Annotated in this window: 21 protein-coding genes and 1 pseudogene; 15 read left to right on the plus strand and 7 right to left on the minus strand. The window is 71.0% G+C overall.

Annotated elements, in window-relative coordinates:
* Positions 1-8: 8 nt before the first annotated feature.
* The 4 genes from LXM90_RS27725 to LXM90_RS27740 all read right to left on the minus strand — a co-directional run bounded on the left by LXM90_RS27725 (position 9) and on the right by LXM90_RS27740 (position 4480).
* The gene (locus LXM90_RS27725; RefSeq protein ID WP_020093837.1) at positions 9-644 is read right to left on the minus strand and encodes a sigma-70 family RNA polymerase sigma factor; all 636 of its coding nucleotides are present in this window, start codon (positions 642-644) and stop codon (positions 9-11) included.
* A 56-nt stretch (positions 645-700) separates the two neighbouring features.
* Positions 701-1267: a glutathione peroxidase gene (locus LXM90_RS27730; RefSeq protein ID WP_020093838.1), complete on the minus strand. Its 567-nt coding sequence runs from the start codon at positions 1265-1267 to the stop codon at positions 701-703.
* A gap of 147 nt (positions 1268-1414) precedes the next feature.
* The gene (locus tag LXM90_RS27735; RefSeq protein ID WP_234081330.1) at positions 1415-3094 is read right to left on the minus strand and encodes a methyl-accepting chemotaxis protein; all 1680 of its coding nucleotides are present in this window, start codon (positions 3092-3094) and stop codon (positions 1415-1417) included.
* 258 nt (positions 3095-3352) lie between these two features.
* Entirely contained in the window at positions 3353-4480 is a 1128-nt protein-coding gene (locus LXM90_RS27740) for a patatin-like phospholipase family protein (RefSeq protein WP_026605031.1), read from the minus strand.
* Between the two features lie 384 nt (positions 4481-4864).
* On the opposite strand from LXM90_RS27740, the gene ispG reads away from it, so the two are divergent.
* The 7 genes and pseudogenes from ispG (at position 4865) to LXM90_RS27770 (ending at position 12560) form a co-directional block, all read left to right on the plus strand.
* Positions 4865-6190, plus strand: a complete 1326-nt coding sequence (ispG, locus tag LXM90_RS27745) for a flavodoxin-dependent (E)-4-hydroxy-3-methylbut-2-enyl-diphosphate synthase (protein ID WP_026605032.1) — start codon at positions 4865-4867, stop codon at positions 6188-6190.
* A gap of 312 nt (positions 6191-6502) precedes the next feature.
* Positions 6503-8521, plus strand: coding sequence for a potassium transporter Kup (locus tag LXM90_RS27750; protein WP_205833338.1), 2019 nt, complete (start codon positions 6503-6505; stop codon positions 8519-8521).
* A 37-nt stretch (positions 8522-8558) separates the two neighbouring features.
* Entirely contained in the window at positions 8559-8765 is a 207-nt protein-coding gene (locus LXM90_RS32110) for a DUF6968 family protein (RefSeq protein WP_419149872.1), read from the plus strand.
* Positions 8668-8871 (plus strand): annotated as a pseudogene (locus LXM90_RS27755) (DUF6968 family protein); the annotation flags it as partial. The gene LXM90_RS32110 and the pseudogene LXM90_RS27755, both read left to right, overlap by 98 nt.
* Before the next feature lie 424 nt (positions 8872-9295).
* Entirely contained in the window at positions 9296-9775 is a 480-nt protein-coding gene (locus LXM90_RS27760) for a (2Fe-2S)-binding protein (RefSeq protein WP_020093844.1), read from the plus strand.
* A complete protein-coding gene (locus tag LXM90_RS27765; protein ID WP_020093845.1) occupies positions 9772-12102 on the plus strand; it encodes a xanthine dehydrogenase family protein molybdopterin-binding subunit in 2331 nt (776 codons plus the stop codon). Before LXM90_RS27760 ends, LXM90_RS27765 begins: the two co-directional genes overlap by 4 nt.
* Positions 12103-12176: 74 nt before the next feature.
* Positions 12177-12560, plus strand: coding sequence for a hypothetical protein (locus LXM90_RS27770; protein WP_020093846.1), 384 nt, complete (start codon positions 12177-12179; stop codon positions 12558-12560).
* A gap of 238 nt (positions 12561-12798) precedes the next feature.
* On the opposite strand, the gene LXM90_RS27775 is transcribed toward LXM90_RS27770, so the two are convergent.
* The 3 genes from LXM90_RS27775 to LXM90_RS27785 form a co-directional block, all read right to left on the minus strand.
* Entirely contained in the window at positions 12799-13593 is a 795-nt protein-coding gene (locus LXM90_RS27775) for a DUF1194 domain-containing protein (protein WP_234083070.1), read from the minus strand.
* 313 nt (positions 13594-13906) lie between these two features.
* Positions 13907-14131 (minus strand): hypothetical protein, encoded by a 225-nt coding sequence (locus LXM90_RS27780; RefSeq protein WP_012320868.1) that lies wholly within the window; start codon positions 14129-14131, stop codon positions 13907-13909.
* 282 nt (positions 14132-14413) lie between these two features.
* A complete protein-coding gene (locus LXM90_RS27785; RefSeq protein ID WP_234081332.1) occupies positions 14414-15127 on the minus strand; it encodes an SIR2 family NAD-dependent protein deacylase in 714 nt (237 codons plus the stop codon).
* A gap of 120 nt (positions 15128-15247) precedes the next feature.
* Here LXM90_RS27785 and LXM90_RS27790 point away from each other — a divergent pair, with 120 nt between their 5' ends.
* The 8 genes from LXM90_RS27790 to LXM90_RS27825 all read left to right on the plus strand — a co-directional run bounded on the left by LXM90_RS27790 (position 15248) and on the right by LXM90_RS27825 (position 23733).
* Complete coding sequence (locus LXM90_RS27790; protein WP_020093849.1) at positions 15248-15808, plus strand: isochorismatase family protein; 561 nt, start codon at positions 15248-15250, stop codon at positions 15806-15808.
* Entirely contained in the window at positions 15805-16875 is a 1071-nt protein-coding gene (locus LXM90_RS27795; RefSeq protein WP_020093850.1) for a GlxA family transcriptional regulator, read from the plus strand. The genes LXM90_RS27790 and LXM90_RS27795 overlap by 4 nt, the downstream gene beginning before the upstream one ends.
* Before the next feature lie 229 nt (positions 16876-17104).
* Positions 17105-18532, plus strand: a complete 1428-nt coding sequence (gene hydA / locus LXM90_RS27800; protein WP_020093851.1) for a dihydropyrimidinase — start codon at positions 17105-17107, stop codon at positions 18530-18532.
* Positions 18533-18580: 48 nt separating this feature from the next.
* Positions 18581-19576 carry an ABC transporter ATP-binding protein gene (locus LXM90_RS27805; RefSeq protein WP_234081334.1) on the plus strand — a complete coding sequence of 332 codons (996 nt, stop codon included), beginning with the start codon at positions 18581-18583 and terminating at the stop codon, positions 19574-19576.
* An 11-nt stretch (positions 19577-19587) separates the two neighbouring features.
* Complete coding sequence (locus tag LXM90_RS27810; RefSeq protein WP_020093853.1) at positions 19588-20850, plus strand: ABC transporter substrate-binding protein; 1263 nt, start codon at positions 19588-19590, stop codon at positions 20848-20850.
* Positions 20851-21037: 187 nt separating this feature from the next.
* Positions 21038-21970, plus strand: coding sequence for an ABC transporter permease (locus tag LXM90_RS27815; RefSeq protein ID WP_020093854.1), 933 nt, complete (start codon positions 21038-21040; stop codon positions 21968-21970).
* A 2-nt stretch (positions 21971-21972) separates the two neighbouring features.
* Positions 21973-22860 carry an ABC transporter permease gene (locus LXM90_RS27820; protein WP_020093855.1) on the plus strand — a complete coding sequence of 296 codons (888 nt, stop codon included), beginning with the start codon at positions 21973-21975 and terminating at the stop codon, positions 22858-22860.
* A 189-nt stretch (positions 22861-23049) separates the two neighbouring features.
* The gene (locus tag LXM90_RS27825) at positions 23050-23733 is read left to right on the plus strand and encodes a 50S ribosomal protein L25/general stress protein Ctc (RefSeq protein ID WP_020093856.1); all 684 of its coding nucleotides are present in this window, start codon (positions 23050-23052) and stop codon (positions 23731-23733) included.
* Positions 23734-23741: the final 8 nt, after the last annotated feature.

Here is a 23741-nt window from a genome sequence, read left to right on the forward strand (position 1 = left end):
CTCCGCGCTCAGCTCTCTCCGACGGCGCGTCGCAGAGGCCAGGCGGACCTTTCCCGCGGCTCGTCGGACACGACGAGCCGGAGGGTGGAGGGCGGTCCGCGCCGCGTCTCGGGTGTCTTGGCGGGCTCCGCCTCGTCGGAGCTGCGGTCGGTCCGCGTCCCCTCCTCGAAGGCCCGCAGAGCCGCCCGGCCGCGGCCGAGACGGGACATCAGCGTGCCGATCGGGATGCCGAGGACGGCCGCCGCGTCGGCGTAGGCCATGCCTTCCAGGGTGACGAGGTGGAGCGCCGCGCGCTGCTCCTCCGGCAGCTTGAGGAAGGCCTGCCGGATCTGGGCGAGGCGCACCTGACCCTCCTGGGCCGGCGGCGCCATGTCCTCGGTCATCCGGACCAGTGTGTCGGCGTGCCGCGCCTCGACCTGCCGGCGGCGCTGCTCGTCGATGAAGGCGTTGTGCAGCACCGTCATCATCCAGGTGCGCAGATTGGTGTTCGGCCGCAGCGAGCCCTGCATCTCCAGGGCCCGCACCAGCGTGTCGTGCACGAGGTCGTCGGCCCGCAGCGTGTCGCGGGTGAGCGACCGCGCGTAGCGCCGCAGGGGCACCAGCAGGTCGAGGAGGTCCGCGCGCTTGTTCTTGTCCGATGCCATGATGTGTGAACGCGGGGGCCGCACGTTTAATCCCGCCTGCCGGCCCGGCGTCGCGGTCAGGCCTGGTCGAGGGTGGCGGCGATCCCCGAGATCACCCGCGGATCGGTCGGCTCGACCTGCGTGGCGAAGGCCGCCGCGAGGCTGCCGTCGCGGGCGATCAGGTACTTGTGGAAGTTCCAGCGCGGCGTCTCGGCGGGGCGCTCGGCCGCCGCCCAGCGGTAGAACGGGTGGGCGCCCGGCATCTTCACCCGGGTCTTGGCCGTGAGCGGGAAGGTGACGCCGTGATTCCTCCGCGCCGCCTCCGCGATGGCCTGGCCGTCCAGGGGTTCCTGGTTGCCGAAATCCGGCGACGGGACGCCCAGCACGATGAGCCCGCGATCGCCGAACCGCGTCCAGATCGTCTGCAGCCCGGTGAGCTGCCCGGCATAGCCGCAAGCTGTCGCGGTGTTGACCACGAGAATCGGCTTCCCCGCGTAGGCGGAGAGCGGCATCGGCGCGGCCTCCGGGGTCTCGAAGGCGAAATCCGTGGCCCGCGCGGTGCCGGCGGGCTGCTCCGCGGCGCGGGCGCCGCCGGCGAGACCGGCACCGATCAGGATCAGGGCCTCGCGGCGCAGCAGCGTCATGGCGGTGACCTCTTCGCGACCTCGTCGCGCCACTGAGCGCGCGATTTTCCGCGCGGCAACGCGCCCGACCCGCCACGGTTTCATGCGCCGCGACGGTCGTTTCGACGCAGGCTCGACCGCCGCGGATCGGAAGGCCGGCGGGCGGCCTCAACCGGTCCGGACCGTGTCGAGGAAGCGGCCCACTTCCACGTCGAGCTGTTGAGCCTGCCCCAGCAGCCCGGACGCCGCCTCGAGCACCTGTGCGGCGGCGCTCCCAGCCCCCTCCGCCGAGCGGGCCACGGCCGTGATGTTGTTGGTGACGGCTCCGGTCCCGAGTGCCGCCTGCCCGACGTTCCGGACGATCTCCTGGGTCGCCGAACCCTGCTCCTCGACCGCCGCGGCAATCCCGCTCGACACTGCACTGATCTCGTTGATGCGGCTGACGACCCGCGTGATCGCGTCGGAGGCGTCCCCGGTCCAGGACTGGATCTCGCCGACCTGTCGGGCGACCTCCTCGGTCGCCTTGGCGGTCTGCTCGGCCAGTTCCTTGACCTCGCTCGCGACCACCGCGAAGCCGCGACCCGCCGCGCCGGCGCGGGCCGCCTCGATCGTGGCGTTGAGGGCCAGCAGGTTGGTCTGGCCGGCGATGCCCGAGATGAGGCCGACCACGTCGCCGATCCGCGTCGCGCTCTCCCGCAGGCTGCGCATCAGGTCCGCGGATCGTCCGGCCTCCGCGACGGCCGTGTCGGCGAAGTCGGCCGCCGTCTGCACCTGACGGCCGATCTCGTGAATGGTCGTGCCGAGTTCCTCGGCGGCGGCAGCCACCGTGCTGACATTCGTGGCCGCCTGCTCGGCCGCCGCCGCGACCGTCGTCGACTGGTCGGCCGTCTCGGCCGCAGCGAAGCTCATGCGCGCGGCCGTGGATTCGAGTTCGCTCGCCGCCGACGAGACGGCCCGCACCACACCGCCGACCGCCGCCTGGAAGCCGTCGGCCATCTCGACCATCGCGGCCTTGCGTTGCGCATCGAGGGCGGCACGGGCCTGCGCAGCCTCGGCTTCGAGGGTCGCGGCTCGGACGAGGCCGTCGCGGAAGACTCGGACCGCATCGGCCATGGCGCCGATCTCGTCACCGCGGCCGACTCCGGGCACTTCGGTCCGGAGATCGTTCGCCGCCATCCGGGTCATCGCGGCCGTGATGGCGCGGACCGGCTTGGCGATGCCGATCTGCAGGAGCGCCAGACCGATCAGCCCGATGCCGGCCATCAGGCCGAGGCCGATCAGGCTCGCTGAACGCGTCGCCGCGATGGCCGTCGCCGCGGCCTGAGCCCGGCCGTTCATCAGCGCGCGCTCCGTGTCGGCGATCTCGGCCGTCTTGGCGCGGATCTCGTCCATGATCGCCTTGCCGACGCCCGAGATCATGATCCGGCGCGCCTCTTCCCGCGTCGCGGCATCGCGCATCAGGGCGATCTCGCGATCCGCGAACGCGCTGCCCCAGCGATCAGCCAGCGACTTCAGGTCCGTCAAGCGTGCCTGCTGCGCGGGGTTGTCCGCCACGAGCCGCCGCATCTCCGACCAGGCCGCCGCGAAGGCCTCACGTCCGGCCGTCTCGGGCTCGAGGAAGCGCGGCTCCGCGGCGATCAGGTAGCCGCGCAGGCCGGTCTCCCGATTCACCATCGCGAGGCTCATCCGCTCGACCTGTTCCAGCACCGCCTGCGTATGCTCGATCCGGTCCTGAGCTTCCCGGATGTCACCGATGTTCCGCAAGGTTATGCCGGCCACGACCAATGTAACGATGAGCATCGCGCCCATGACAAGAGCGATCTTGATGCTGATCCTGTAGTCAGACATACGAAATGACATGTCTCGGGCTCTCCCCGCGGTGAGTGAGTCGCCGCCTCATCAACCGCGCTCTGCCCGTAGACGCTTCATCGTCGCTTATGAAGAAAAATTTTTATTAACTCGAAGTCAGACCAAAATACATATACGCAAACTCCCTTCCTTCCACCGAACATCAGGCCGATAATCTGCCAGATCCGACAATCTTTGACAGATCTAGACAGAAAATTGTCTTGATATCAATTATTCGTACACGGCCCGAAGGGCCCATCACTGATACGTCTGCTGAAGGTCGACCGTGCAATCCCGGCCGATCCGCTCGTAGTTCTCGGCGAGCCAGGCCTGCGCGGCGGCGCGGCCCTTGTCGCGCAGGCGCTTGAACACGGTCCAGCGCGCGTCGAGCTTGGAGGCGGCGTTATAGTCTTCGAGGGCGTCGGTGCCGTCGATCCGGTGCACGAGGACCCGGCGGTACTGGCCCTGGCCGAGGGTGCCCTCCTCGATCAGCCCGTCCAGGAAGTCGATCGCCCGCAATTCGCGCATCAGATTCGCGTTGAACGTGATCTCGTTGAGCCGGTCGCGGATCTCGGCCTCCGTGCGCGGGGTCTCGCGCCGCTCCACGGGGTTGATCTGCACGAGCAGGATGTCGCGGGTCTGGGCGCCGCGGTGCAGGGGGTAGAGCGGCGGGTTGCCGAGGTAGCCGCCGTCCCAGTAGGGCACGCCGTCGATCTCCACCGCCTGGAAGACCGTGGGTAGGCAGGCCGAGGCCATCAGGTGGTCGACGGTCAGGCGCTCGCGCTCGAACACCGCGAGCTTGCCGGTCCAGACGTTGGTCGCCGAGACGAACAGGCCCGCCGTGTCGGCCTCGCGGAGGCGGTCGAAATCGACCTGCTCGGCGAGCGCCTTGCGCAGCGGATTGATGTTGAGCGGGTTCGACACGTAGGGGCTCGGCGCCAGCATCTTGGCCCAGAACTCGGCCACCGGGTTGCCTTTCCACAGGCTGAACAGGCCGCTCACGAGGTTGCGCTGGGCCGGCCCCAGGTCGCCGTCGAGGCTGACCTCGCGCCAGAACCGCTCCAGACCCTCGCGGGCCCCGTCCGGGCCGCCCTTCAGCCAGCCATCCACCAGAACGACGGCGTTCATCGCCCCGGCGCTCGCCCCCGTCACCGCCTCGAAGCCGAGGCGGCCGTCCTCGATGAGCGCGTCGAGCACGCCCCAGGTGAAGGCGCCGTGCGCGCCGCCGCCCTGGAGAGCGAGCGCCACCGGCTTCTCGAACTTGGGCCCGGCGAGCGCGGGGCCCGGCGCCTGCGCCGGCTGCGCCTCGATCGCGTCGGTGACGGGCGATTCGGGAACGGCGGTGGCGGGGTTGTGCGGCTCGGCGCCACCGAATTGCTCGCTCATGTCGGCCTCCTGATCCACCACACAGATGGGATGCTGCGATGCAGCATCAACCGTGCGGCGGGATCGCGGCGGGGTGCCCGCCCCGCGCCGGCACCTGTCCCGGCCTGAGCGAATCGGCAACAGAGTCCGACGAAAACCGGCCGGCGACGGCGGCGGGTGCCTCCGGGACGTGCAGGAAACTCGACATCCGCGCCCGGATACGACATGACAGCCGCGATGCTGTCCTGCGCGATGCTGCCCCGCGCGGCGCCGGGTTGACGCGGCGCCGGGTCGTCCGCAGCTAACCCGCGGCAGCCCCGAAGTTCCGGCGAGGCGTGTCCCCGGGACCGGCCCGGCAGCCGTCACGGCTCCGGCACCCGCGAGGCGCGCCCGCGAAAGTCCACGATGGAAGTCATGGAAGCCACCCGTTCCGAGAACCCCGCCGACAACCCGCTGGCCGGCGGCGGACCGGAGATCGCCGGCCCCGCCCCGCGCCACCGCACCGTCGGCGTCACGGTCGGTGAGGGCGAGGGCGCGGTCACCGTCGGCGGCGGCGCCCCGATCGTCGTCCAGTCGATGACCAACACCGACACGGCCGACATCGACGCCACCGTGGCGCAGGTCGCCCAGCTCGCCCGGGTCGGCTCGGAGCTCGTGCGCATCACGGTCGACCGCGACGAGGCGGCGGCCGCGGTGCCGAAGATCCGCGAGCGCCTCGACCGGATCGGCGTCCACGTGCCGCTGGTGGGCGACTTTCACTACATCGGCCACAAGCTGCTCGCCGACCATCCGGCCTGCGCGGAGGCGCTGGCCAAGTACCGGATCAACCCCGGCAACGTCGGCTTCAAGGACAAGAAGGACACGCAGTTCTCGGCGATCATCGAGCAGGCGATCAAGCACAACAAGACCGTGCGGATCGGCGCCAACTGGGGCTCGCTGGACGGCGAGCTGCTCACTCACCTGATGGACGAGAACGCCAAGGCGCCGCGGCCGATCGACGCCCGGGCGGTGATGCGCGAGGCGATGGTCCGCTCGGCGATCAGCTCGGCCGACCGCGCCGTGGAGCTCGGCCTGCCGCAGAACAAGATCATCCTCTCGGCCAAGGTCTCGGCGGTGCAGGACCTGATCGCCGTCTACCGCGAGGTGGCGCGCCGCTCGGACTACGCCATCCATCTCGGCCTCACCGAGGCCGGCATGGGCTCGAAGGGTCTCGTGGCCGCCTCGGCCGCCATCGGCGTGCTGCTCCAGGAGGGGATCGGCGACACGATCCGGTACTCGCTGACCCCCGAGCCCGGCGGCGACCGGACCGTCGAGGTCAAGGCCAGCCAGGAACTCCTGCAGACCATGGGGTTCCGCACCTTCGTGCCGATGGTGGCGGCCTGCCCGGGTTGCGGCCGCACGACCTCGACCACGTTCCAGGAACTCGCCCGCGACATCCAGAACTGGATCGTCACCTCCATGCCGGAGTGGAAGAAGACCTATCCGGGCGTCGAGGGGCTGAACGTGGCCGTGATGGGCTGCATCGTGAACGGCCCGGGCGAATCGAAGCACGCCGATATCGGCATCTCGCTGCCCGGCACCGGCGAGACCCCGACCGCGCCGGTCTTCATCGACGGCAAGAAGGCGATGACGCTCCGCGGCCCGACGCTGGCCAAGGACTTCGAGACGATCGTGATCGACTACATCGAGCGCCGATTCGGCCAGGGCGGGAACCGCACCGCCGCCGAGTGACGGGCGGGCCGACGCGCAGGTCCCGCGAGACGGAGACCGCGTCGCCTCCCGCCGTCGCTCCGGGGCGCCGCGTGTCCGGTTAACGTTGGCGGCGTGGCCCGCCGTGCCGAGACCCAGCTCCGCGTTCTTCGCGGGTGCACACGGTTTCCGGGCGCACGAGGGCATGATAGCAAGGCCGCACGATCCCGCGAGCGGTCGGCCCGGTGGCCGGCCCGCACGGTTCGGCGGAGTCTTCGCGTTTTCTGCCCGGCCCCGACTGGCCCCTGAGCCGAACCGCGAAGCGCCGGCCACGCCCGAGCTTCCGACATCCGCATGAGCCAAACCTTCGCACCCGGCGCAGCCCCCCAGCCCGCGCCCGCAGCCCCCGACGCCGCGCGCGCGGCCGCCCAGGCCGCCGACGAGACCGGCGCCCCGGCGCCGACGCACGGGCCGGCCACCGCCGGCAGCCTCGACGCCCCCGAGAAGGCCGAGACCCAGCACGGCCATGCCGGGTTCTGGACGCTGCTGGTCGGCTCCGTCGGCGTCGTCTACGGCGATATCGGCACCAGCCCGCTCTACGCGTTCCGCGAGGCCCTGGTCCCGGCCCGGACCGACGGCATCCTGCTGCCCGAGGAGGTGATCGGCACCGTGTCGCTGATCCTCTGGGCCCTCTTCATGATCGTGACGGTCAAGTACGTCGCGATCCTGCTGCGCATGGACAACAACGGCGAGGGCGGCATCCTCTCGCTGATGGCGCTGGCCCGGAAGGCGCTCGGCGGCTCGCGCATCGTGTTCATGCTGGGGCTCCTCGGCGCCTCGCTGTTCTACGGCGACGCGGTGATCACGCCGGCGATCTCGGTCCTCTCGGCGGTGGAGGGCCTGAAGCTCGTCACGCCCGCCCTCGACGAGTACGTCCTGCCGATCACCGTGGTGATCATCGTCGCGCTGTTCCTCGTGCAGAACCGCGGGACCGGGAAGGTGGCGGCCTTCTTCGGGCCGGTGACCGTCGTGTGGTTCCTCGCCATGGCGCTCGCGGCGCTGCCGCACATCACCCTGCACCCGGAGGTGTTCCGCGCTCTCAATCCCTGGCACGCCGTGCACTACCTGCTCGGCCACGGCAGCGGCGCGCTGATCGCCCTGGGGGCGGTGTTCCTGGCGGTGACCGGGGCCGAGGCCCTGTTCGCCGATCTCGGCCATTTCGGCCGCAAGCCGATCCAGGTGGCCTGGATCTGCCTCGTCTTCCCGGCGCTCGCCCTCAACTATCTCGGGCAGGCGGCCCTGGTGCTGGAGAAGCCAGACACGGCCGATCCGTTCTTCCAGCTCGTGCCCGCCTGGGGACTGCTGCCGATGGTGGTGCTCGCCACGATCGCCACCGTGGTGGCGAGCCAGGCGGTGATCACCGGCGCCTTCTCGCTGTCCCGGCAGGCGATCCAGCTCGGCCTGCTGCCGCGGCTGGAGATCCGCCACACCTCCGAGTCGCATGCCGGCCAGATCTACCTGCCGCAGATCAACGCCCTCCTGATGTTCGGCGTGGTGCTGCTCGCCGTGCTGTTCAAGACCTCGTCGTCGCTCGCCTCGGCCTACGGCATCGCGGTGACCGGCACGATGCTGCTCACCGCCTCGCTGACCTTCCTAGTGATGTGGCGCATGTGGAAGTGGTCGCCCGTGGCGGCTGCGGCCGTGATGCTGCCCTTCATCGTCCTCGAGTTCCTGTTCCTGCTCTCCAACCTGATCAAGGTCGTGGAGGGCGGCTACGTACCCCTGCTGCTCGCGGGCGGCCTCATCATCCTGATGTGGACCTGGGTGCGCGGGGTGACGATCCTGTTCAACAAGACCCGCAAGACCGACGTGCCGCTGGTCGAGCTGGTCGGCATGCTGGAGAAGAGCCCGCCCCACCACGTGCGCGGTACCGCGGTGTTCCTGACGAGCGATCCCGAGATCGCCCCGGCGGCGCTCCTGCACAACCTCAAGCACAACAAGGTGCTACACGAGAAGAACGTGATCCTCACCGTCGAGACGGTGGACACGCCGCGCTCGAACGAGGCCGACAAGGTGCGGATCGAGCCGGTGGGCCCGCATTTCTACAAGGTCGTGATGAAGTTCGGCTACATGGAGACGCCGAACATCCCGAAGACGCTGGTGCTGCTGCGCCGCCAGGGCTTCAAGTTCGACATCATGGCGACGTCGTTCTTCCTGTCGCGCCGCTCGATCCGGCCGGCGGCGCATTCGGGCATGCCGCTCTGGCAGGACCGGATCTTCATCACCCTCGCCAAGAACGCCAACGACGCGACGGACTTCTTCCAGATCCCGACCGGGCGCGTGGTGGAGGTCGGGACGCAGGTGACGGTCTGAGGGCCGCGCCGCCATGGTCATCGGCGCGCGCGTCCTGATGATCCGGGCTCCGGACGGCGATGTCCCTGTCCCGGTCCGGCTCCGCGCGCCGGAATACGCGGACGGGAACTGGATCTGTCGCTACACGATCGGTTGGCCCGAGCAGCCGCGAGACAAGTTTCGGAGCCGGCGCGGACGCGCTGCAGGCGCTCCATCTGGCGATGCAGAAGATCGGTCTCGATCTGTACGTCAGCGCGGCCAATAAGGCCGGCGTCCTGATATGGGAGAAGCCCGGTGACGGGTACGGCTTCCCTATCCCGAAGAACGGCCGCGATCTTCTGGTCGGCGCCGACACGACTTTCGAGGGCTGAGCTGCCGGCCCGACGGAGCTCGACAGCGGGCGCCTGTCATCGCGCGCAGCGAAGCGTCCCAACCCGAGGTGCAGCGCTGGGGCGCCAAGCGGAGCGATGTGCGTCGCTCCGCCCGCGGCCACGGCGCGCGGCGAACCGGACCGCCTGACCGAATCGACCCGCCCGCGTCCCCGTGTCGATGGTCACCCATGTGCGCCGCCGCACGCGGCATGCCTCGGGCGCAGAGGCTCGGGGATGACCGGCCGCGTCCCCGCGTTGCGCCCACCCCGCCGCGTGCCTTAGAATATTTATTATTCTGAGCTTGAGCGTTCGCCCCGCGGCCTGTCCGCACCGGGGAACGTGAGCCGGCTAAGCCGGCCGAGGCCCCCGGCCCGGCTCGGACCCGACTGATCGCCGCTCCGGCGCCGCCAGACAGGACGCAACGATGATCAAACTCACCGTGAACGGGGCTGCGCGCAGCTTCGACGGCGACCCCGACATGCCGCTGCTGTGGTACCTGCGGGACGAGCTCGGGCTCACCGGCACCAAGTTCGGCTGCGGCGTGTCGCTCTGCGGGGCCTGCACCATCCATCTCGGCGGCGCGGCGACCCGCGCCTGCATCACGCCGGTCTCGGCGGCCGCCGGCCAGGAGGTCGTGACCATCGAGGGTCTGTCGCCGGACGGCAACCATCCCGTGCAGGTGGCGTGGCGCGACCAGAACGTCGCCCAGTGCGGCTTCTGCCAGTGCGGCCAGATCATGCAGGCGGCCGCCCTCCTCAAGGACACGCCGAAGCCCACCGACGACGACATCGACACCACGATGAGCGGCAACATCTGCCGCTGCGGCACCTACCCGCGCATCCGCGCCGCGATCCATCAGGCCGCCGGCCAGACGGCGCCCGCCAGCAAGGGAGAGCGCCTGTGATCCACGACGCCAAGCTCACCGCTGAGCGCGCCGCCGGCACCACGCCGGCCCTCGACAACGTCAGCCGCCGCGGCATCCTCGGCGGCGCCGGCGCCCTGGTTCTGGCCCTCTCGCTGCGCCCGGCCCGGGCCGACGAGACCCAGACCAAGGAGCAGAAGGAGCAGAAGTTCGGCGCCGACGGCATGCCGCACGGCTGGCGCGACGACCCGAAGGTCTTCGTCGCCATCGCGCCGGACGGCACCGTCACGGTGACCAATCACCGCTCCGACATGGGCCAGGGCATCCGCACCTCTGTGGCCTTCACGGTCGCCGACGAGCTGGAGGCCGACTGGGCGAAGGTGAAGGTCGTCCAGGCCTGGGGCGACGAGACCCGCTTCGGCAACCAGGACACGGATGGTTCGCGCTCGACCCGCCACTTCTTCCAGCACTTCCGCCACGCCGGCGCCGCCGCGCGGCTGATGCTGATCCAGGCGGCGGCCAAGCAGTGGGGCGTGCCGGCCTCCGAGGTGACGGCCGTCAACCACACGCTGACCCACGCCAAGTCGGGCCGCACCCTCGGCTACGGCGCGGTCGCCAAGGCCGCCGCCGAGCTGCCGGTGCCCACCGACGTCAAGCTGAAGGATCCCAAGGACTTCCGCTACATCGGCACCGGCAAGATCGGTCTGATCGACAATTTCGACATCACCACCGGCAAGGCGGTCTACGGCCTCGACACCAAGCTCGACGGGATGCTGTACGCGGTCGTCGCTCGCCCGGCCGTCTACGGCGGCACGGTGAAGTCCTTCGACGACAGCGAGGCCAAGAAGGTCCCGGGCGTCGTGAAGATCTTCAAGATCGACGCCACCCCGATCCCCTCGGAGTTCATGCCGCTCGGCGGCGTCGCCGTGGTGGCCAAGAACACCTGGGCAGCCCTGAAGGCCCGGGACGCGCTCAAGATCACCTGGGACGACGGCCCGAACGCCGGCTACGATACCGACGCGTTCCGCAAGGAGCTGGAGGCCGCCGCGCGCAAGCCCGGCAAGGTCGTGCGCACGCAGGGCGACGTCGACGGCGCCATGGCCAAGGCCAAGACCAAGGTCCAGGCCGAGTACTTCGTGCCGCACCTCGCCCAGGCCCCCATGGAGCCCCCGGCGGCGGTAGCCCGGGTGAAGGATGGGTTCTGCGAGGCCTGGGCCTGCGTCCAGGGTCCGCAGGCCGCCAACGACCGCCTGATGAAGGCGCTCAAGCTGCCCGACGACAAGGTCAAGGTGAACGTCACGCTGCTCGGCGGCGGGTTCGGGCGCAAGTCGAAGCCCGATTACGTGGTCGAGGCGGCGCTCTGCTCGCAGGCCGTCGACGGCGCGCCGGTGAAGCTCGCCTGGACCCGTGAGGACGACCTCCACCACGGCTTCTACCACACGATCTCGGTGGAGCGGCTGGAGGCCGGCCTCGACGACAAGGGCATGCCGGTGGCGTGGCTGCACCGCTCGGTGGCGCCGACGATCGGCTCGATCTTCGCGCCCGACCCGAAGCACGAGCTGCCGTTCGAGCTCGGGATGGGGTTGGTCAACACGCCGCTCGACATCCCGAACATGCGGCTGGAGAACCCCGAGGCCGCCGCGCATGCCCGCATCGGCTGGTTCCGCTCGGTGTCGAACATCCCGCACGCCTTCGCGATCCAGTCCTTCGTGTCAGAGCTGGCGCACGCCGCCGGCCGCGAGCCGAAGGAGTACCTGCTCGCGCTCATCGGACCGGATCGCAAGATCAGCCCGACCGAGATCGGCGACGTCTGGAACTACGGCGAGGACCCGAAGCGCTACCCGATCGAGACCGGCCGCCTGCGCGGCGTGATCGAGGCGGCCGCCAAGGGCGCGGGCTGGGGTCGCCAGATGCCGAAGGGCACCGGCCTCGGCATCGCCGGCCACTACAGCTTCGTCACCTACACGGCGGTGGCGGCCGAGGTGGAGGTCGACGACAAGGGCCAGGTCCAGGTGAAGGCGATCGACATCGCGGTCGATTGCGGCCCGCAGGTGAACCCGGAGCGCATCCGCTCGCAGATGGAGGGCGCCGTGGTCATGGGGATGGGGCTCGCCCTCACCTCCGAGATCACCTTCAAGCAGGGCCGGGCGGTCCAGAACAACTTCGACGGCTACGAGGTCCTCCGGATCGACGCCGCCCCGAAGGCGGTCCGCGTGCACTTGGTGCCGACCGGCCGCTGGGACGGTCCGCTCGGCGGCGTCGGCGAGCCCGGCGTGCCGCCGGTGGCGCCGGCCATCGCCAACGCGATCTTCGCGGCCACCGGCCGGCGGGTCCGGCAATTGCCGATCCGCGATCAGCTGAGCGCCTGAACCGTCACCCGTCGCGAGGCGTTGGGGCCGTGGGGAAACCCGCGGCCCCATTCTCTTGGAAAGTACTCGACCCGATGATGCGTCCCGCCCTGACGGCCTGCCTGACCCTGATCCTGACGGCGGCCCCCGCCCTCGCCTCGCCCTGCGGCGACCGGATCGAGGGCGTCTCCAAGCGGGTCCAGTCCGAGCTGACCCAGTCGATCTCCGCCTCGACCAGCGGCCAGGGTAACGCCGCCAAGCGCGGCGGCGAGGGTGTCACCGGGACGGAGGGCCAGCGGGCAAACGAGTCGCCGCAGGCGCCGCCGGAGAAGTCGGCCCAGGCCGGCCAGGGCGCGGACGCCGCCCAGCAGGCGAAGGTCGCCCTGGAAGAGGCGCGCACGGCGGATCAGAAGGGCGACGCGCAGGCGTGCGAGGCGGCGCTCACCCGCGCTGAGCAGCAGCTGAAGAAGGCACCCTGAGGGGCTGAAACGCTTCCCGGTTATCCGTTTCTGCCCCACCGGCTTTGCGAGGGGAGCGAAGCAACCCAGGGTCACGCCAAGCCTTCCGAGGTCGCGCTGCCCTGCGTCGCTTCGCTCATGATGACGGAGCGCGTAATACCCCAGCCTCCGTCAGGTCCGAGCCGGCCCGTCACGGTTGGCTCAGGGCCGGCCGCGAGCGCAATTCGATCCGCGTGACGTACGTCCGGGGAGAGCCCCGTCACCGCCCCAGCGCGCTGATCTCGATCACGAATTTCCGCCGCAGCGCCCTGGAGAAATCGCTGTAGCCGGCAGCCGCCAGCAGGAAGGCGCCCGGGCCTCCGATGACGTGCGCGCGGTACCACTGCTCCAGGCCCGTGCGCTCCTGCGGCAGCGGCGTCGGGAGCAGGCCGTAGCCGGGCGCCCGGTAGGCCCCGGCCCCGACCACGTCGTTCTCGCCCGGCACCAGGATCGGCAGGCCGTTGATCGTCGCGCCGGTGTCGAGCAGTGACCGGTGCGCCTCCGCGAGACTGGCGGCGTCGGTGCAGTTGTCGATCCCGTCGCCGGAGACGTCGACCACCACGCGCTCGGCCGGGACCGGGAGCGCCGGGAACACGGCGGCGGTCACGGTGCGGAACATCTGGCCGAGGCAGGTGAACTCGCCCGCCTGGCGCGGCGTCGCCCGCACCAGGGCCGCGGCCGCCGCGGCGTCGGCCTGGCCGGCGATCCGCCGCCAGCCGACCGCGAGGGTCGCCCGGTCGGCCCAGGTCACCATCGCGAACAGGATCCCGCCCGGGTTGCCGGTGATCGCGCCGAGGACCGACGGGTCCTCCAGGGCCTCGGCGATGCCCTCCATCTGCAGCCGGAAGCGCGCCTCGTCGACGGATTGCGACACGTCCACGGAGACGACCAGCGCGGTGGCGACGCTCTCGGGCGCGGCCTGAACGGGCTCGGGTGTGGCGGGCGCGAGCCCGAGGAGCAGCAGGACGGCGCCCCGCAGGACGCCGCGGCGGATCCGTCGCGAACCCGTCCGCATCATCGACCTCGGCGCTACCGGAAGGCGCGGCCCTGCGGCCGTCGCGCATCCGTTAGGCCACGTTTCGGCGTCGCGCGAAACCGGCCTTTCGGGGGGCCCGCCGCGCGGACCCACCCGTCGGACCGACGCGCCGCGGGGCAGGCCCGGATGCGCGTCGGCAGGGTGTGGTTCGGGCGCGAAGCCCGGCCCCGGTGAGGAAGGTTCGCTCCGGCGGCGGTGGCCCGCTCATCTCGGAGGTTGCCCGTCCTCCGGCCCCGTCCCTGGGCCGGCCGCGGGGTCGTCGAGGGCGGCCTCGGCCGCCCCGGAAGCTGCCTCAGGCCGCCGCGGCGGCGAGGGCGTGCGGGTTGCCGTTCAGGCCGGCGCAGAGATCGTCGATCTCTGCGAGGTCCAACGCCTCGCCGGCCCGGCCGGCGATGGTGTCGATCAGGTGATCCTGACGGGGGTCGAACGGATGACCCTGCATCCGGTAGAACTGGTAATAGCGCAGTGCCGCCAGGACGGTGTCACGCTCGCGGTCGGTTACGGTGAAGTGCTGCATGGGTAGTTGCTTCCCCTTGTGGCTTCAACGAACGCTCGGGTAGGCCGCGACGCCGATCCCGAGCTTGACTGTTGTAACCCGTGGGCAACTGCCCGACCAGTTCTTGACAGCTCGCGCCGATGTGATTCGCGTCATTTAAGATTTTGATCCTGGCCCGGTCCGGCAGATCACGGGCCGAGAAACCCCGTTCGCACAACAGGTTGGCGAGCCCGACGGCGAACGCCGCGTGGTGGGCCCCGTCTGCGGCCGGTCCCGAATCCCCGCCGTCGGCCGGTCGCCCCGCTAGAGGCCGAGTTCGTCGAGGTAGCACGGCAGCGCGACGCTCGCCGGCCCGTAGCGGGTCGCGTCGAAGGCGTCGGCGTTGTCGGACGGCTCCAGGTTGACCTCGCAGGTCGGGATGCCGAGGGCCTGGGCCTGCCGCACGTAGCCGGCCGCCGGGTAGACGGCCCCCGACGTGCCCACGGCCACGAACAGGTCGGCCTCGGAGAGCGCCGCCTCGATCGCGTCGCGGTGCATCGGCATCTCGCCGAACCAGACCACGTCCGGCCGCATCCGGCCCGGAGTGCTGCAGGTGGGGCAGCTGTCCGCCCGGCTCAGATCGGCGCGCCACGGGGTGACCGCGCCGCAGGCGCAGCAGCGCGCCTTGAGCAGCTCGCCGTGCATGTGGGTGACCGCCCGCGAGCCGGCCCGCTCGTGCAGGTCGTCGACGTTCTGGGTGCACAGGAATAGCCGCCCGCCCCGGTCGGCGATCCGCGCCTCGGCCCGCGCCAGAGCGAAGTGCGCGGCGTTCGGCTCGGCCGCGACCACGCCGCGGCGGCGATGGTCGTAGAAGTCGAGCACCGTGTCGGGATCGGCCGCGTAGGCCTCCGGTGTGGCGAGCTCCATCGGGTCGAACCGCGCCCAGATCCCGCCGCGGTCGCGGAACGTGCCGAGCCCGCTCTCGGCCGAGACGCCGGCCCCGGTCAGCACGAAGATCGTCTTGGGATGGTCGCTCACGCGCGGCTCCTGTTCGCCTGAGAATGGCCGGATATGTCCGCTGGTTGGCGGTGCGGTTTCTTTCCCGCTGCGTCCCACCGGTGAATGCTGCGGCTCGCTTCACTGAGCGGGAGACACGAAATGTCCGATGTTGCGCTGCTGGTCATCGATGTCCAGGAATCCTTCCGGCACAGGCCCTTCTGGAACGACGCCGATGTCCCGCCCTTCACCGCGCGCCTGCAGGCGCTCATCGACGGCGCCGCCGCGCGGCGGATCCCGGTCCTGCAGGTGTTCCACGTGGCCGAGAGCGGCCCGTTCGCCATCGCCTCCGGCCACGTCCGTACCCTCGCGCCGGTCGTGATCGCGCCGACGGCCACCTTCCACAAGCGCCGGCACAGCGCCCTGGTCGATAGCGGCCTGTCGGGCTGGCTGACGCAGCACGGCATCCGCCGGCTGATCGTGTCGGGCATCCGGACCGAGCAGTGCTGCGAGACCACGGCCCGCCACGCCTCCGACAGCGGCTGGCAGGTCGACTACGTGACCGAGGCCACCCTGACCTTCGCCATGACCCACCCGGACGGCCGCCGCTTCGGCGCGGACGAGATCAAGGCCCGCACCGAGCTGGTGCTGACCGACCGGTTCGCCCGGATCGCCACCGTGGACCAGGCGCTGGCCGGCCCGGACCTGCCGGTCGCCGCGTGAGCGGGGCGGCGCGGCACATCCCGGTCCTCGTGGTCCTGCCGCCGCGCGCGCTGCTGCTCGACCTCGCCGGCCCGCTGGAGGTGCTGCGGATCGCCGGCACCGTCCAGGACCGGATCGGCTTCGCGGTGGCGTACGCGGCACCGCGGGCGCTCACCCGCTGCTCGATCGGGCTCGACCTGGGCGGTGCCGGACCGCTGCCGGAGACGGTGGCGGACGGGACGGTCGTGCTCCTGCCGGGCTCCGCGACGCAGGTGCTCGGCGACGCGCCGGACCCGGCGGCCGACGCCGACGCGGAGGCCGAGATCGTCGCGTGGCTGCGCGGCGTCATCCGGCCGGGCCACACCGTGGCGACCGTCTGCGAGGGCGCGCTGCTCGCGGCGCGGGCCGGGCTCCTCGACGGCTACGCCTGCACCACCCACCATGCCAGCTGCGACCGGCTGAGGGCGGCGGCCCCCGAGGCCCGAGTCGTGGACAACCGCCTGTTCGTGCAGGACCGCGACCGGTTCAGCAGCGCCGGCGTCACGGCCGGCATCGACCTGATGCTGCACCTCGTGGCGGAGTGGGCGGGCCCGGCGACGGCGGTCGCCGTCGCGCGGACGCTCGTCGTGTACATGCGGCGCGGGCCCGACGATCCCCAGCTCTCGCCCTGGCTCGAGGGGCGCAGCCATCTGCACCCGGCGGTCCACCGGGCCCAGGACGCGATCGCCGCCGACCCGGCCCGGGACTGGTCGCCGGCGCTGCTCGGCCAGGTCGCGGGCGCGAGCCCGCGCAACCTCGCGCGGCTGTTCCGGCTCCACGCCGGCATGACCGTGACGGACGCGGTCAACCGGTCCCGCGTCGCGCTAGCCCGGGAGCTGATCGCGCAGAGCGACCTCGGCCTGGAGCAGGTCGCCGAGCGCGCCGGCTTCGGCTCCGCCCGGCACATGCGCCGCGTCTGGCGGCAGTTCCACGCAGCGGCGCCATCGCGCCTGCGTGCCGGACCCGCGGACGGGGCGTCCGCGCCGGTCCGCCCGAGGCACCCCGCGAGACACCTGTCCTTGCGAGCGGAGCGAAGCAATCCAGGGTAGCGCTCCGCTTTCCGGCGTCGCGCGCCCCTGGGTCACGTCGCTGCGCTCGTGATGACGGGAGAGCGACGACGGCCGAAGATCTCGGCCGGAACGGTGGTTCCGCGTATGGCGCTGCCCGCTGGACCCGAACGGCCGCCTGTGACCTCCTGCGGTGCCGACCGCGTCCGCCCGAATCGGCGCGGACCGTGCATCGGCCCGGCGCGCCCGCTGGCGCGGAGGAGTGAGCGGCATGCCTGAATTCGACCTTGCCATCCGGGGCGGCACGGTGGTCACGGCGAGCGACACGGTCCGGGCCGATATCGGCGTGCGCGGCGGGCGGATCGTCGCGGTGGCCGAGGGTATCGCCGACGCCGCCCGGGTGATCGACGCCTCCGGCCTGCTGGTCCTGCCGGGCGGCATCGACAGCCACGTCCACATCGCCCAGGATTCTGGCCCCGGCATCGTCATGGCCGACGATTTCGCCAGCGCCACCCGGGCGGCGGCGGCCGGCGGCACCACCTGCGTGATGCCCTTCGCGCTCCAGCCCCGGGGTGCCTCGCTGCGCGGCGCCGTCGACGCCTACCGGGCCAGCGCCGAGGGCCAGTGCCACGTCGACGTGGCGATCCACATGATCATCTCGGACCCGACCGAGGCGGTGCTCGGCCAGGAGCTGCCGGCCCTGGTCGCCGACGGCTACACCTCGTTCAAGGTCTTCATGACCTACGACGACCTCGTGCTGAACGACCGCCAGCTCCTCGACGTGTTCCACGTCGCGCGGCGGCAGGGCGCCCGGGTCATGGTCCACGCCGAGGGCTACGACGCGATCCGCTACCTGAGCGAGCGGCTGGAGCGGGCGGGCGAGACCCGGCCCTACGGCCACGCCCTGTCGCGCCCGGAGATCGTCGAGCGGGAGGCGGCCCACCGGGCGATCAGCCACGCCGAGCTGATCGACCTGCCGATCGTCATCGTCCACGTCTCGGGCCGCGAGGCCACCGAGCAGATCGCCTGGGCGCAGGCGCGCGGCCTGAAGATCCGGGCCGAGACCTGCCCGCAATACCTCACCCTCACGGCCGAGGACATGAAGGGTCTCGGCCAGGAGGATCTCATGGCGGGGGCGAAGTACGTCTGCTCGCCGCCGACGCGGGACGTCGAGAGCCAGGAGGCGGTGTGGTCGGGGATCCGCCGCGGGATCTTCGACGTGGTCTCGTCCGACCATTGCCCGTTCCGCTACGACGACCCGCAGGGCAAGCTGAACCCGCGGGGGAAGACCTCCTTCCGCTGGATCCCGAACGGCATTCCCGGCATCGAGACGCGGCTGCCGGTGTTCTTCTCGGAGGGGGTCTCGAAGGGGCGGATCAGCCTCAACCAGTTCGTCGCGCTCACCGCCACGAACCACGCGAAGCTCTACGGGCTCTACCCGCGCAAAGGCTCGATCGCCCCGGGCTTCGACGCCGACCTGACCCTGTGGGACCCGAACCGGCGCGAGACCATCCGCCAAGCGAACCTGCACCACGGCTCCGACTACACGCCCTGGGAAGGCTTCGACGTCACCGGCTGGCCGGTCATGACCATCGCGGGCGGGCAGGTCATCGCCGAGGACGGCCGGGTCCTGTCCGAGCCGGGGCGCGGGCGGGTGCTCGACCGGGCCGTCGATCCGGCCGAGCGGCGGGACGCCTGACGGCCGCGCTGGCCCGCCGCTTGCCTGCAGCTCCCGGGGGAGAACCGCATGGACGTCGAGCTGATCGGCCTGACCAAGCGCTACGGCGCGGCCATTGCGGTCGACCGCATCGACCTGAAGGTGCCGTCCGGCGCCTATTGCTGCCTGCTCGGCCCCTCCGGCTGCGGCAAGACCACGACGCTCCGGATGATCGGCGGGCACGAGCGCGCCAGCGCGGGCGACGTGGTGATCGGCCCGAAGGCGGTGGGCGACGCCGCCCCGGCCGAGCGCGGCACCGCCATGATGTTCCAGAGCTACGCGCTGTTCCCGCATCTCGACGCGCGCGACAACGTCGCCTTCAGCCTCAAGATGCGCGGGATCGGCAAGGCGGAGCGCCGGACCAAGGCGATGGCCATGCTCGACCTCGTGCAGATGGGCCACCTCGCCGGGCGCCTGCCGGCCCAGCTCTCGGGCGGCCAGCAGCAGCGCGTGGCCCTCGCCCGCGCCCTCGTCACCGGCCCGAAGGTGCTGCTCCTCGACGAGCCGCTCTCCGCCCTCGACCCGTTCCTGCGGGTGCGGATGCGGGTCGAGCTGAAGCGGATCCAGACCGAGCTCGGGCTCACCTTCATCCACGTCACCCACAGCCAGGAGGAGGCGATGGCGCTCTCCGACCTCGTGGTGGTGATGAATGCCGGCCGGATCGAGCAGGCTGCCGACCCGCGCACCGTGTTCGAGCGCCCGGTCACCGCCTTTGTGGCCCGGTTCATCGGCGGCCACAACGTGATCCGGCTGCCGGAGGGGCTCGTCGCCGTTCGGGCGGACCGGATGCGGCTCGGCGCCGAGGCCGGCCCCGCCGCGCGGCCGGCCCGGGTGGTGGCCGTCGAGTACCAGGGCACCAGCGTCCATGTCGGCCTCGACGCCGAGGGGCTGGAGCGCGCGCCCGAGAGCCCCGCCGCCCTCACGACGATCCTCAGCGACGCGGAGTTCGCGGCCCGCCCGCTCCGCCCCGGCGACATGATCCCGGTCGGCTGGGACGCTTCAGCCGCCCACCGCCTCGACGCCTAACGGAGACCACCATGGACCTGCCCCAGAAGCCGAGCCGGCGCACGCTCCTGAAGGGGGCCGCCGCGCTCGCCGCGACGCCGGTGACCGGCTTCCCGGCGGTGCACGCCGCCGAGCCCGTGACCCTTCGCTATCTCGGCACCGCCGTGAACCAGTCCGCCGACATCGCCAAGAAGGTGAAGGAGGATCTGGGCATCACCCTCGAATACATTCCGGTGGTGACCGACGAGGTGACCAAGCGGGCGGTCACCCAGCCGAACTCCTTCGACCTGATCGACACCGAGTATTTCAGCCTCAAGAAGATCCTGCCCTCTGGCAACCTGCAGGGCATGGACGCCAAGCGGATCAAGCTCGCCGACAAGATCTCTTCGGTCTTCACCAAGGGCGAGGTCGCGGGCAAGAAGATCGGCGACCAGGGCACGGCGCCCAAGAAGGTCTTCTACCTGGAGGGCATCGACTCCAAAAAATTTGCCGGCGAACAGACTCAGTGGATCTCGCTGATCCCCACCGTCTACAACGCCGACACGCTGGGCATCCGGCCGGACCTGATCAAGATGCCCGTCACGAGCTGGAAGGAGCTCCTGAACCCGGCCTTCAAGGGCAAGGCCTCGATCCTCAACATCCCGTCGATCGGCATCATGGACGCCGCCATGGTGGTGGAGGCGACCGGCGACTACACCTACGGCGACAAGGGCAACATGACGAAGCCCGAGATCGACCGCACCATCAAGGTGCTGATCGAGGCCAAGCGCGCCGGCCAGTTCCGCGCCTTCTGGCAGGACTTCAACGAATCCGTGAACCTGATGGCCTCGGGCGAGACGGTGATCCAGTCGATGTGGTCGCCCGCCGTCACCAAGGTGCGGGCGCAGGGCGTGCCCTGCACCTACCAGCCGCTGAAGGAGGGCTACCGGGCCTGGGCCTCGGGCTTCGGCATCCCCAAGACGCTGAGCGGCCGGAAGCTCGACGCGGCCTACGACTTCATCAACTGGTTCCTGTCCGGCTGGGCCGGGGCGTACCTCAACCGGCAAGGCTACTACTCCGCCGTGCTGGAGACCGCCCAGGCGAACATGCAGCCCTACGAGTGGGCCTTCTGGATGGAGGGGAGGCCCGCCGAGAAGGACATCCTCGGCCCCGACGGCACCCTGATCGAGAAGGGCGGCGCCACCCGCGACGGCGGCTCCTTCGACGCGCGGATGGGCGCGGTCGCCTGCTGGAACGCCGTGATGGACGAGAACACCTACATGGTGCGCAAGTGGAACGAGTTCATCGCGGCGTGAGGGCGGTGGGCGCCCGCTGCAAGCGACCGAAGAGTCCCATCCTGCGCGGCCACGCGGCGGCTGGATGGAACGCGGGTCCCCTCTCCCGCACGGGAGAGGGGGCGCGTCGCGCCTTGCGGGAACCGATGCGTGCGCATCGCACCCCACTGAGGAGATGGGACGCATCAGCACGCGTGGGGCGAGCCCGATGAGCGATCTCGCCCTGCCCGCCGCGGCCGCTGCGAACACCGCAGCGCCCACCGTCGCGGCGCGCCCGCGCGGCCGCGCCCTCGCCTATCTCCAGGCCGCGCCACTGGCCCTCGTCTTCCTCGTCTTCCTGGTGGTGCCGCTGGTGCTCACCGGGATCGTCTCGCTCTGGGAGTACAACGAGTACGAGATCATCCCGGCGCTCACCCTGCAGAACTACGCCGACGTGTTCGACGGCTGCCTGTCGGCCGACCTCTGCACGACCGTGCGCACCTACCTGTCGACGGTGAAGTTCGTCGCGCTGACGCTGGCGATCACGCTGCCGCTGGGCTTCGCCATCGCGTACTTCCTGGCCTTCCACATCCGCTCCGGCACGGTGCGGATGGGCCTGTTCCTGCTCTGCACGATCCCGTTCTGGACCTCGAACGTGATCCGCATGATCTCGTGGATCCCGCTGCTCGGCCGCAACGGCCTCGTCAACGACACGCTGCGCACCCTCGGGCTGATCCGCGAGCCAATCGAGGGCCTGCTCTACTCCGACTTCGCGGTGGTCCTGGCCTTCGTGCACCTCGACACGGTGTTCATGATCGTGCCGATCTTCAACAGCCTCGCGCGCATCGACCGGCGGCTGATCGAGGCGGCGCGCGACGGCGGCGCGTCGGGCGCGCAGATCCTCTGGAACGTGATCCTGCCGCTCGCCAAGCCCGGCATCGCCATCGGGACGATCTTCGTGACGACCCTGGTGATGGGCGACTTCGTCACTGTGGGCGTGATGGGCGGCCAGCAGATCGCCAGCGTCGGCAAGGTGATCCAGGTGCAGATGTCCTACCTGCAGTTCCCGGCCGCCGCCGCCAACGCCGTGGTGCTGCTCGCCGCCGTGCTGCTGATGATCCTCGGGCTCACCCGGATGATCGACCTCCGGCGGGAATTGTAGCGATGGACCAGCCCCGCGGCCGCGCCTTCTACCTGCTGGCGGCGGTCTTCGCTCTCTACGTCCTGTTCCTCTACGGGCCGACGCTGACGATCCTGGCGCTGAGCTTCCAGGGCCCGTCCGGCGGCCTGACCTTCCCGATGAACGGCGTCTCGACCCACTGGTTCGCCAAGCTGTGGGAAGGCGTCGGCGTGATCGACATCTGGGCGGCGCTGCGGCGCTCGCTGGCCCTCGGTCTCGTGGTCATGGCGCTCACCGTGGGAATCGCATTCTACGCGGGCCTCGCCTTCCGGAAGGGGTTTCGCGGGGCCGGCCTCGTCTTCGCCCTGGCGGTCTCGAGCCTGATCGTGCCTTCGATCGTGGTCTCGCTGGGCATCGGCCTGGAATTCCGGCTCCTCGACGACGCCGTGAAGGCGTTCGCCGCCGCCACCGGCTGGGGTTTCCTGCAGGATCACGGCACGCTGATGGGCCTCTACAGCTCGGCGCTGGGCGCGCATCTCACCTGGACCCTGCCCTTCGGCCTGCTGATCATGTTCGCGGTGTTCAACCGGTTCGACCCGGCCTACGAGGAGGCCGCCCGCGACCTGGGCGCCAGCGGCCCGCAGACGCTCCGGCACGTGGTGGTGCCGATCCTCGCGCCCGCGCTCGTCGGCGTCGCGCTGTTCGGCTTCACCCTGTCGTTCGACGAGCTTGCCCGCACCAGCCAGGCGATCGGCGGCCGCAACACCCTGCCGCTGGAGCTGCAGGGCCTGACCACGACGGTGACGACGCCGGAGATCTACGCCCTCGGCACGGTCACCACGGCCGTCTCGGCGCTGGTGATCGGGACCGCGCTCGGCCTGACCCTGTGGCTGCAGAAGCGCCGGGCGCGGCGGGCGCTGGCGGGCCTGTGATCGATGCCGGACGGCCGGGCCGCCGCGGGTCGGCGGCGCCGCCGCATTGCCAATCCGCCCCCGCCCGTGTATGCGCACGGCGCGCCCCCGAGACACCCTTGGAGGCAGGGGCGCGCCGGGAAGGATGTGGCCGTCCGCCAGGGGCGGCCTTTTCGTTTTCCGGCTCCAGCAATCGTAAAGGATCACGCCATGAGCGCTGTGAAGACGCTTGAGGCCGTGGCACGCGACCGGGTCGGCAAGGGGGCCGCCCGGGCCGTTCGTCGCCAGGGCCAAGTTCCCGCCGTCATCTACGGGGGTGGCCAGCCGCCGCAATCCATCGCGGTCGACCTCATCCGCACCCGCACCCTGATCTACGCCGGCGGCTTCAAGACCACGCTGTTCGAGATCAACGCCGGCGGCAAGAAGGTCCGCGCGATCCCGCGCGACTTCCAGCTGGACCCGGTGACCGGCGTGCCGCTGCACGTCGACTTCCTGCGCGTCGTCTCGGGCCAGACCGTCACGGTCGAGGTGCCGGTGCACTTCGTCAACGAGGACGCGGCCCCCGGCATCAAGAAGCTCGGCGGCACCCTCAACATCGTGGCCCACACGCTGAGCCTCGACGTCGCCCCCGACCAGATCCCGGACGCGATCGAGGTCGACCTGACCGGCCGCGCGATCGGCGACGTCATCCACGTCTCCGACATCAAGATCCCGGCCGGCACCTACACCGGCGAGCAGACCGACCCGGTGGCCAACATCGTGCCGCCGACCGTGCTGGGTGCCGAGGTGGAGGCCGAGGAGGCCGCCATCGCCGAGGCGCAGTCGGCCGAGGCCGCCGAGGAGAAGGCCGAGGAGTCCGCCGAGGACGAGAAGAAGGACGGCGAGGAGGCCTGAGCCTCAGC

Source organism: Methylobacterium oryzae, from assembly GCF_021398735.1.
Taxonomy (GTDB): Bacteria; Pseudomonadota; Alphaproteobacteria; order Rhizobiales; family Beijerinckiaceae; genus Methylobacterium.

Coding starts and splice junctions, on each gene's coding strand:
- LXM90_RS27725 (WP_020093837.1), bottom strand. CDS start 644: ATGGCATCGGACAAGAACAAGCGCGCGGACCTCCTCGACCTGCTGGTG.
- LXM90_RS27730 (WP_020093838.1), bottom strand. CDS start 1,267: ATGACGCTGCTGCGCCGCGAGGCCCTGATCCTGATCGGTGCCGGTCTC.
- LXM90_RS27735 (WP_234081330.1), bottom strand. CDS start 3,094: ATGTCTGACTACAGGATCAGCATCAAGATCGCTCTTGTCATGGGCGCG.
- LXM90_RS27740 (WP_026605031.1), bottom strand. CDS start 4,480: ATGAGCGAGCAATTCGGTGGCGCCGAGCCGCACAACCCCGCCACCGCC.
- ispG (WP_026605032.1), top strand. CDS start 4,865: ATGGAAGTCATGGAAGCCACCCGTTCCGAGAACCCCGCCGACAACCCG.
- LXM90_RS27750 (WP_205833338.1), top strand. CDS start 6,503: ATGAGCCAAACCTTCGCACCCGGCGCAGCCCCCCAGCCCGCGCCCGCA.
- LXM90_RS32110 (WP_419149872.1), top strand. CDS start 8,559: ATGATCCGGGCTCCGGACGGCGATGTCCCTGTCCCGGTCCGGCTCCGC.
- LXM90_RS27760 (WP_020093844.1), top strand. CDS start 9,296: ATGATCAAACTCACCGTGAACGGGGCTGCGCGCAGCTTCGACGGCGAC.
- LXM90_RS27770 (WP_020093846.1), top strand. CDS start 12,177: ATGATGCGTCCCGCCCTGACGGCCTGCCTGACCCTGATCCTGACGGCG.
- LXM90_RS27775 (WP_234083070.1), bottom strand. CDS start 13,593: ATGCGGACGGGTTCGCGACGGATCCGCCGCGGCGTCCTGCGGGGCGCC.
- LXM90_RS27780 (WP_012320868.1), bottom strand. CDS start 14,131: ATGCAGCACTTCACCGTAACCGACCGCGAGCGTGACACCGTCCTGGCG.
- LXM90_RS27790 (WP_020093849.1), top strand. CDS start 15,248: ATGTCCGATGTTGCGCTGCTGGTCATCGATGTCCAGGAATCCTTCCGG.
- hydA (WP_020093851.1), top strand. CDS start 17,105: ATGCCTGAATTCGACCTTGCCATCCGGGGCGGCACGGTGGTCACGGCG.
- LXM90_RS27805 (WP_234081334.1), top strand. CDS start 18,581: ATGGACGTCGAGCTGATCGGCCTGACCAAGCGCTACGGCGCGGCCATT.
- LXM90_RS27810 (WP_020093853.1), top strand. CDS start 19,588: ATGGACCTGCCCCAGAAGCCGAGCCGGCGCACGCTCCTGAAGGGGGCC.
- LXM90_RS27815 (WP_020093854.1), top strand. CDS start 21,038: ATGAGCGATCTCGCCCTGCCCGCCGCGGCCGCTGCGAACACCGCAGCG.
- LXM90_RS27820 (WP_020093855.1), top strand. CDS start 21,973: ATGGACCAGCCCCGCGGCCGCGCCTTCTACCTGCTGGCGGCGGTCTTC.
- LXM90_RS27825 (WP_020093856.1), top strand. CDS start 23,050: ATGAGCGCTGTGAAGACGCTTGAGGCCGTGGCACGCGACCGGGTCGGC.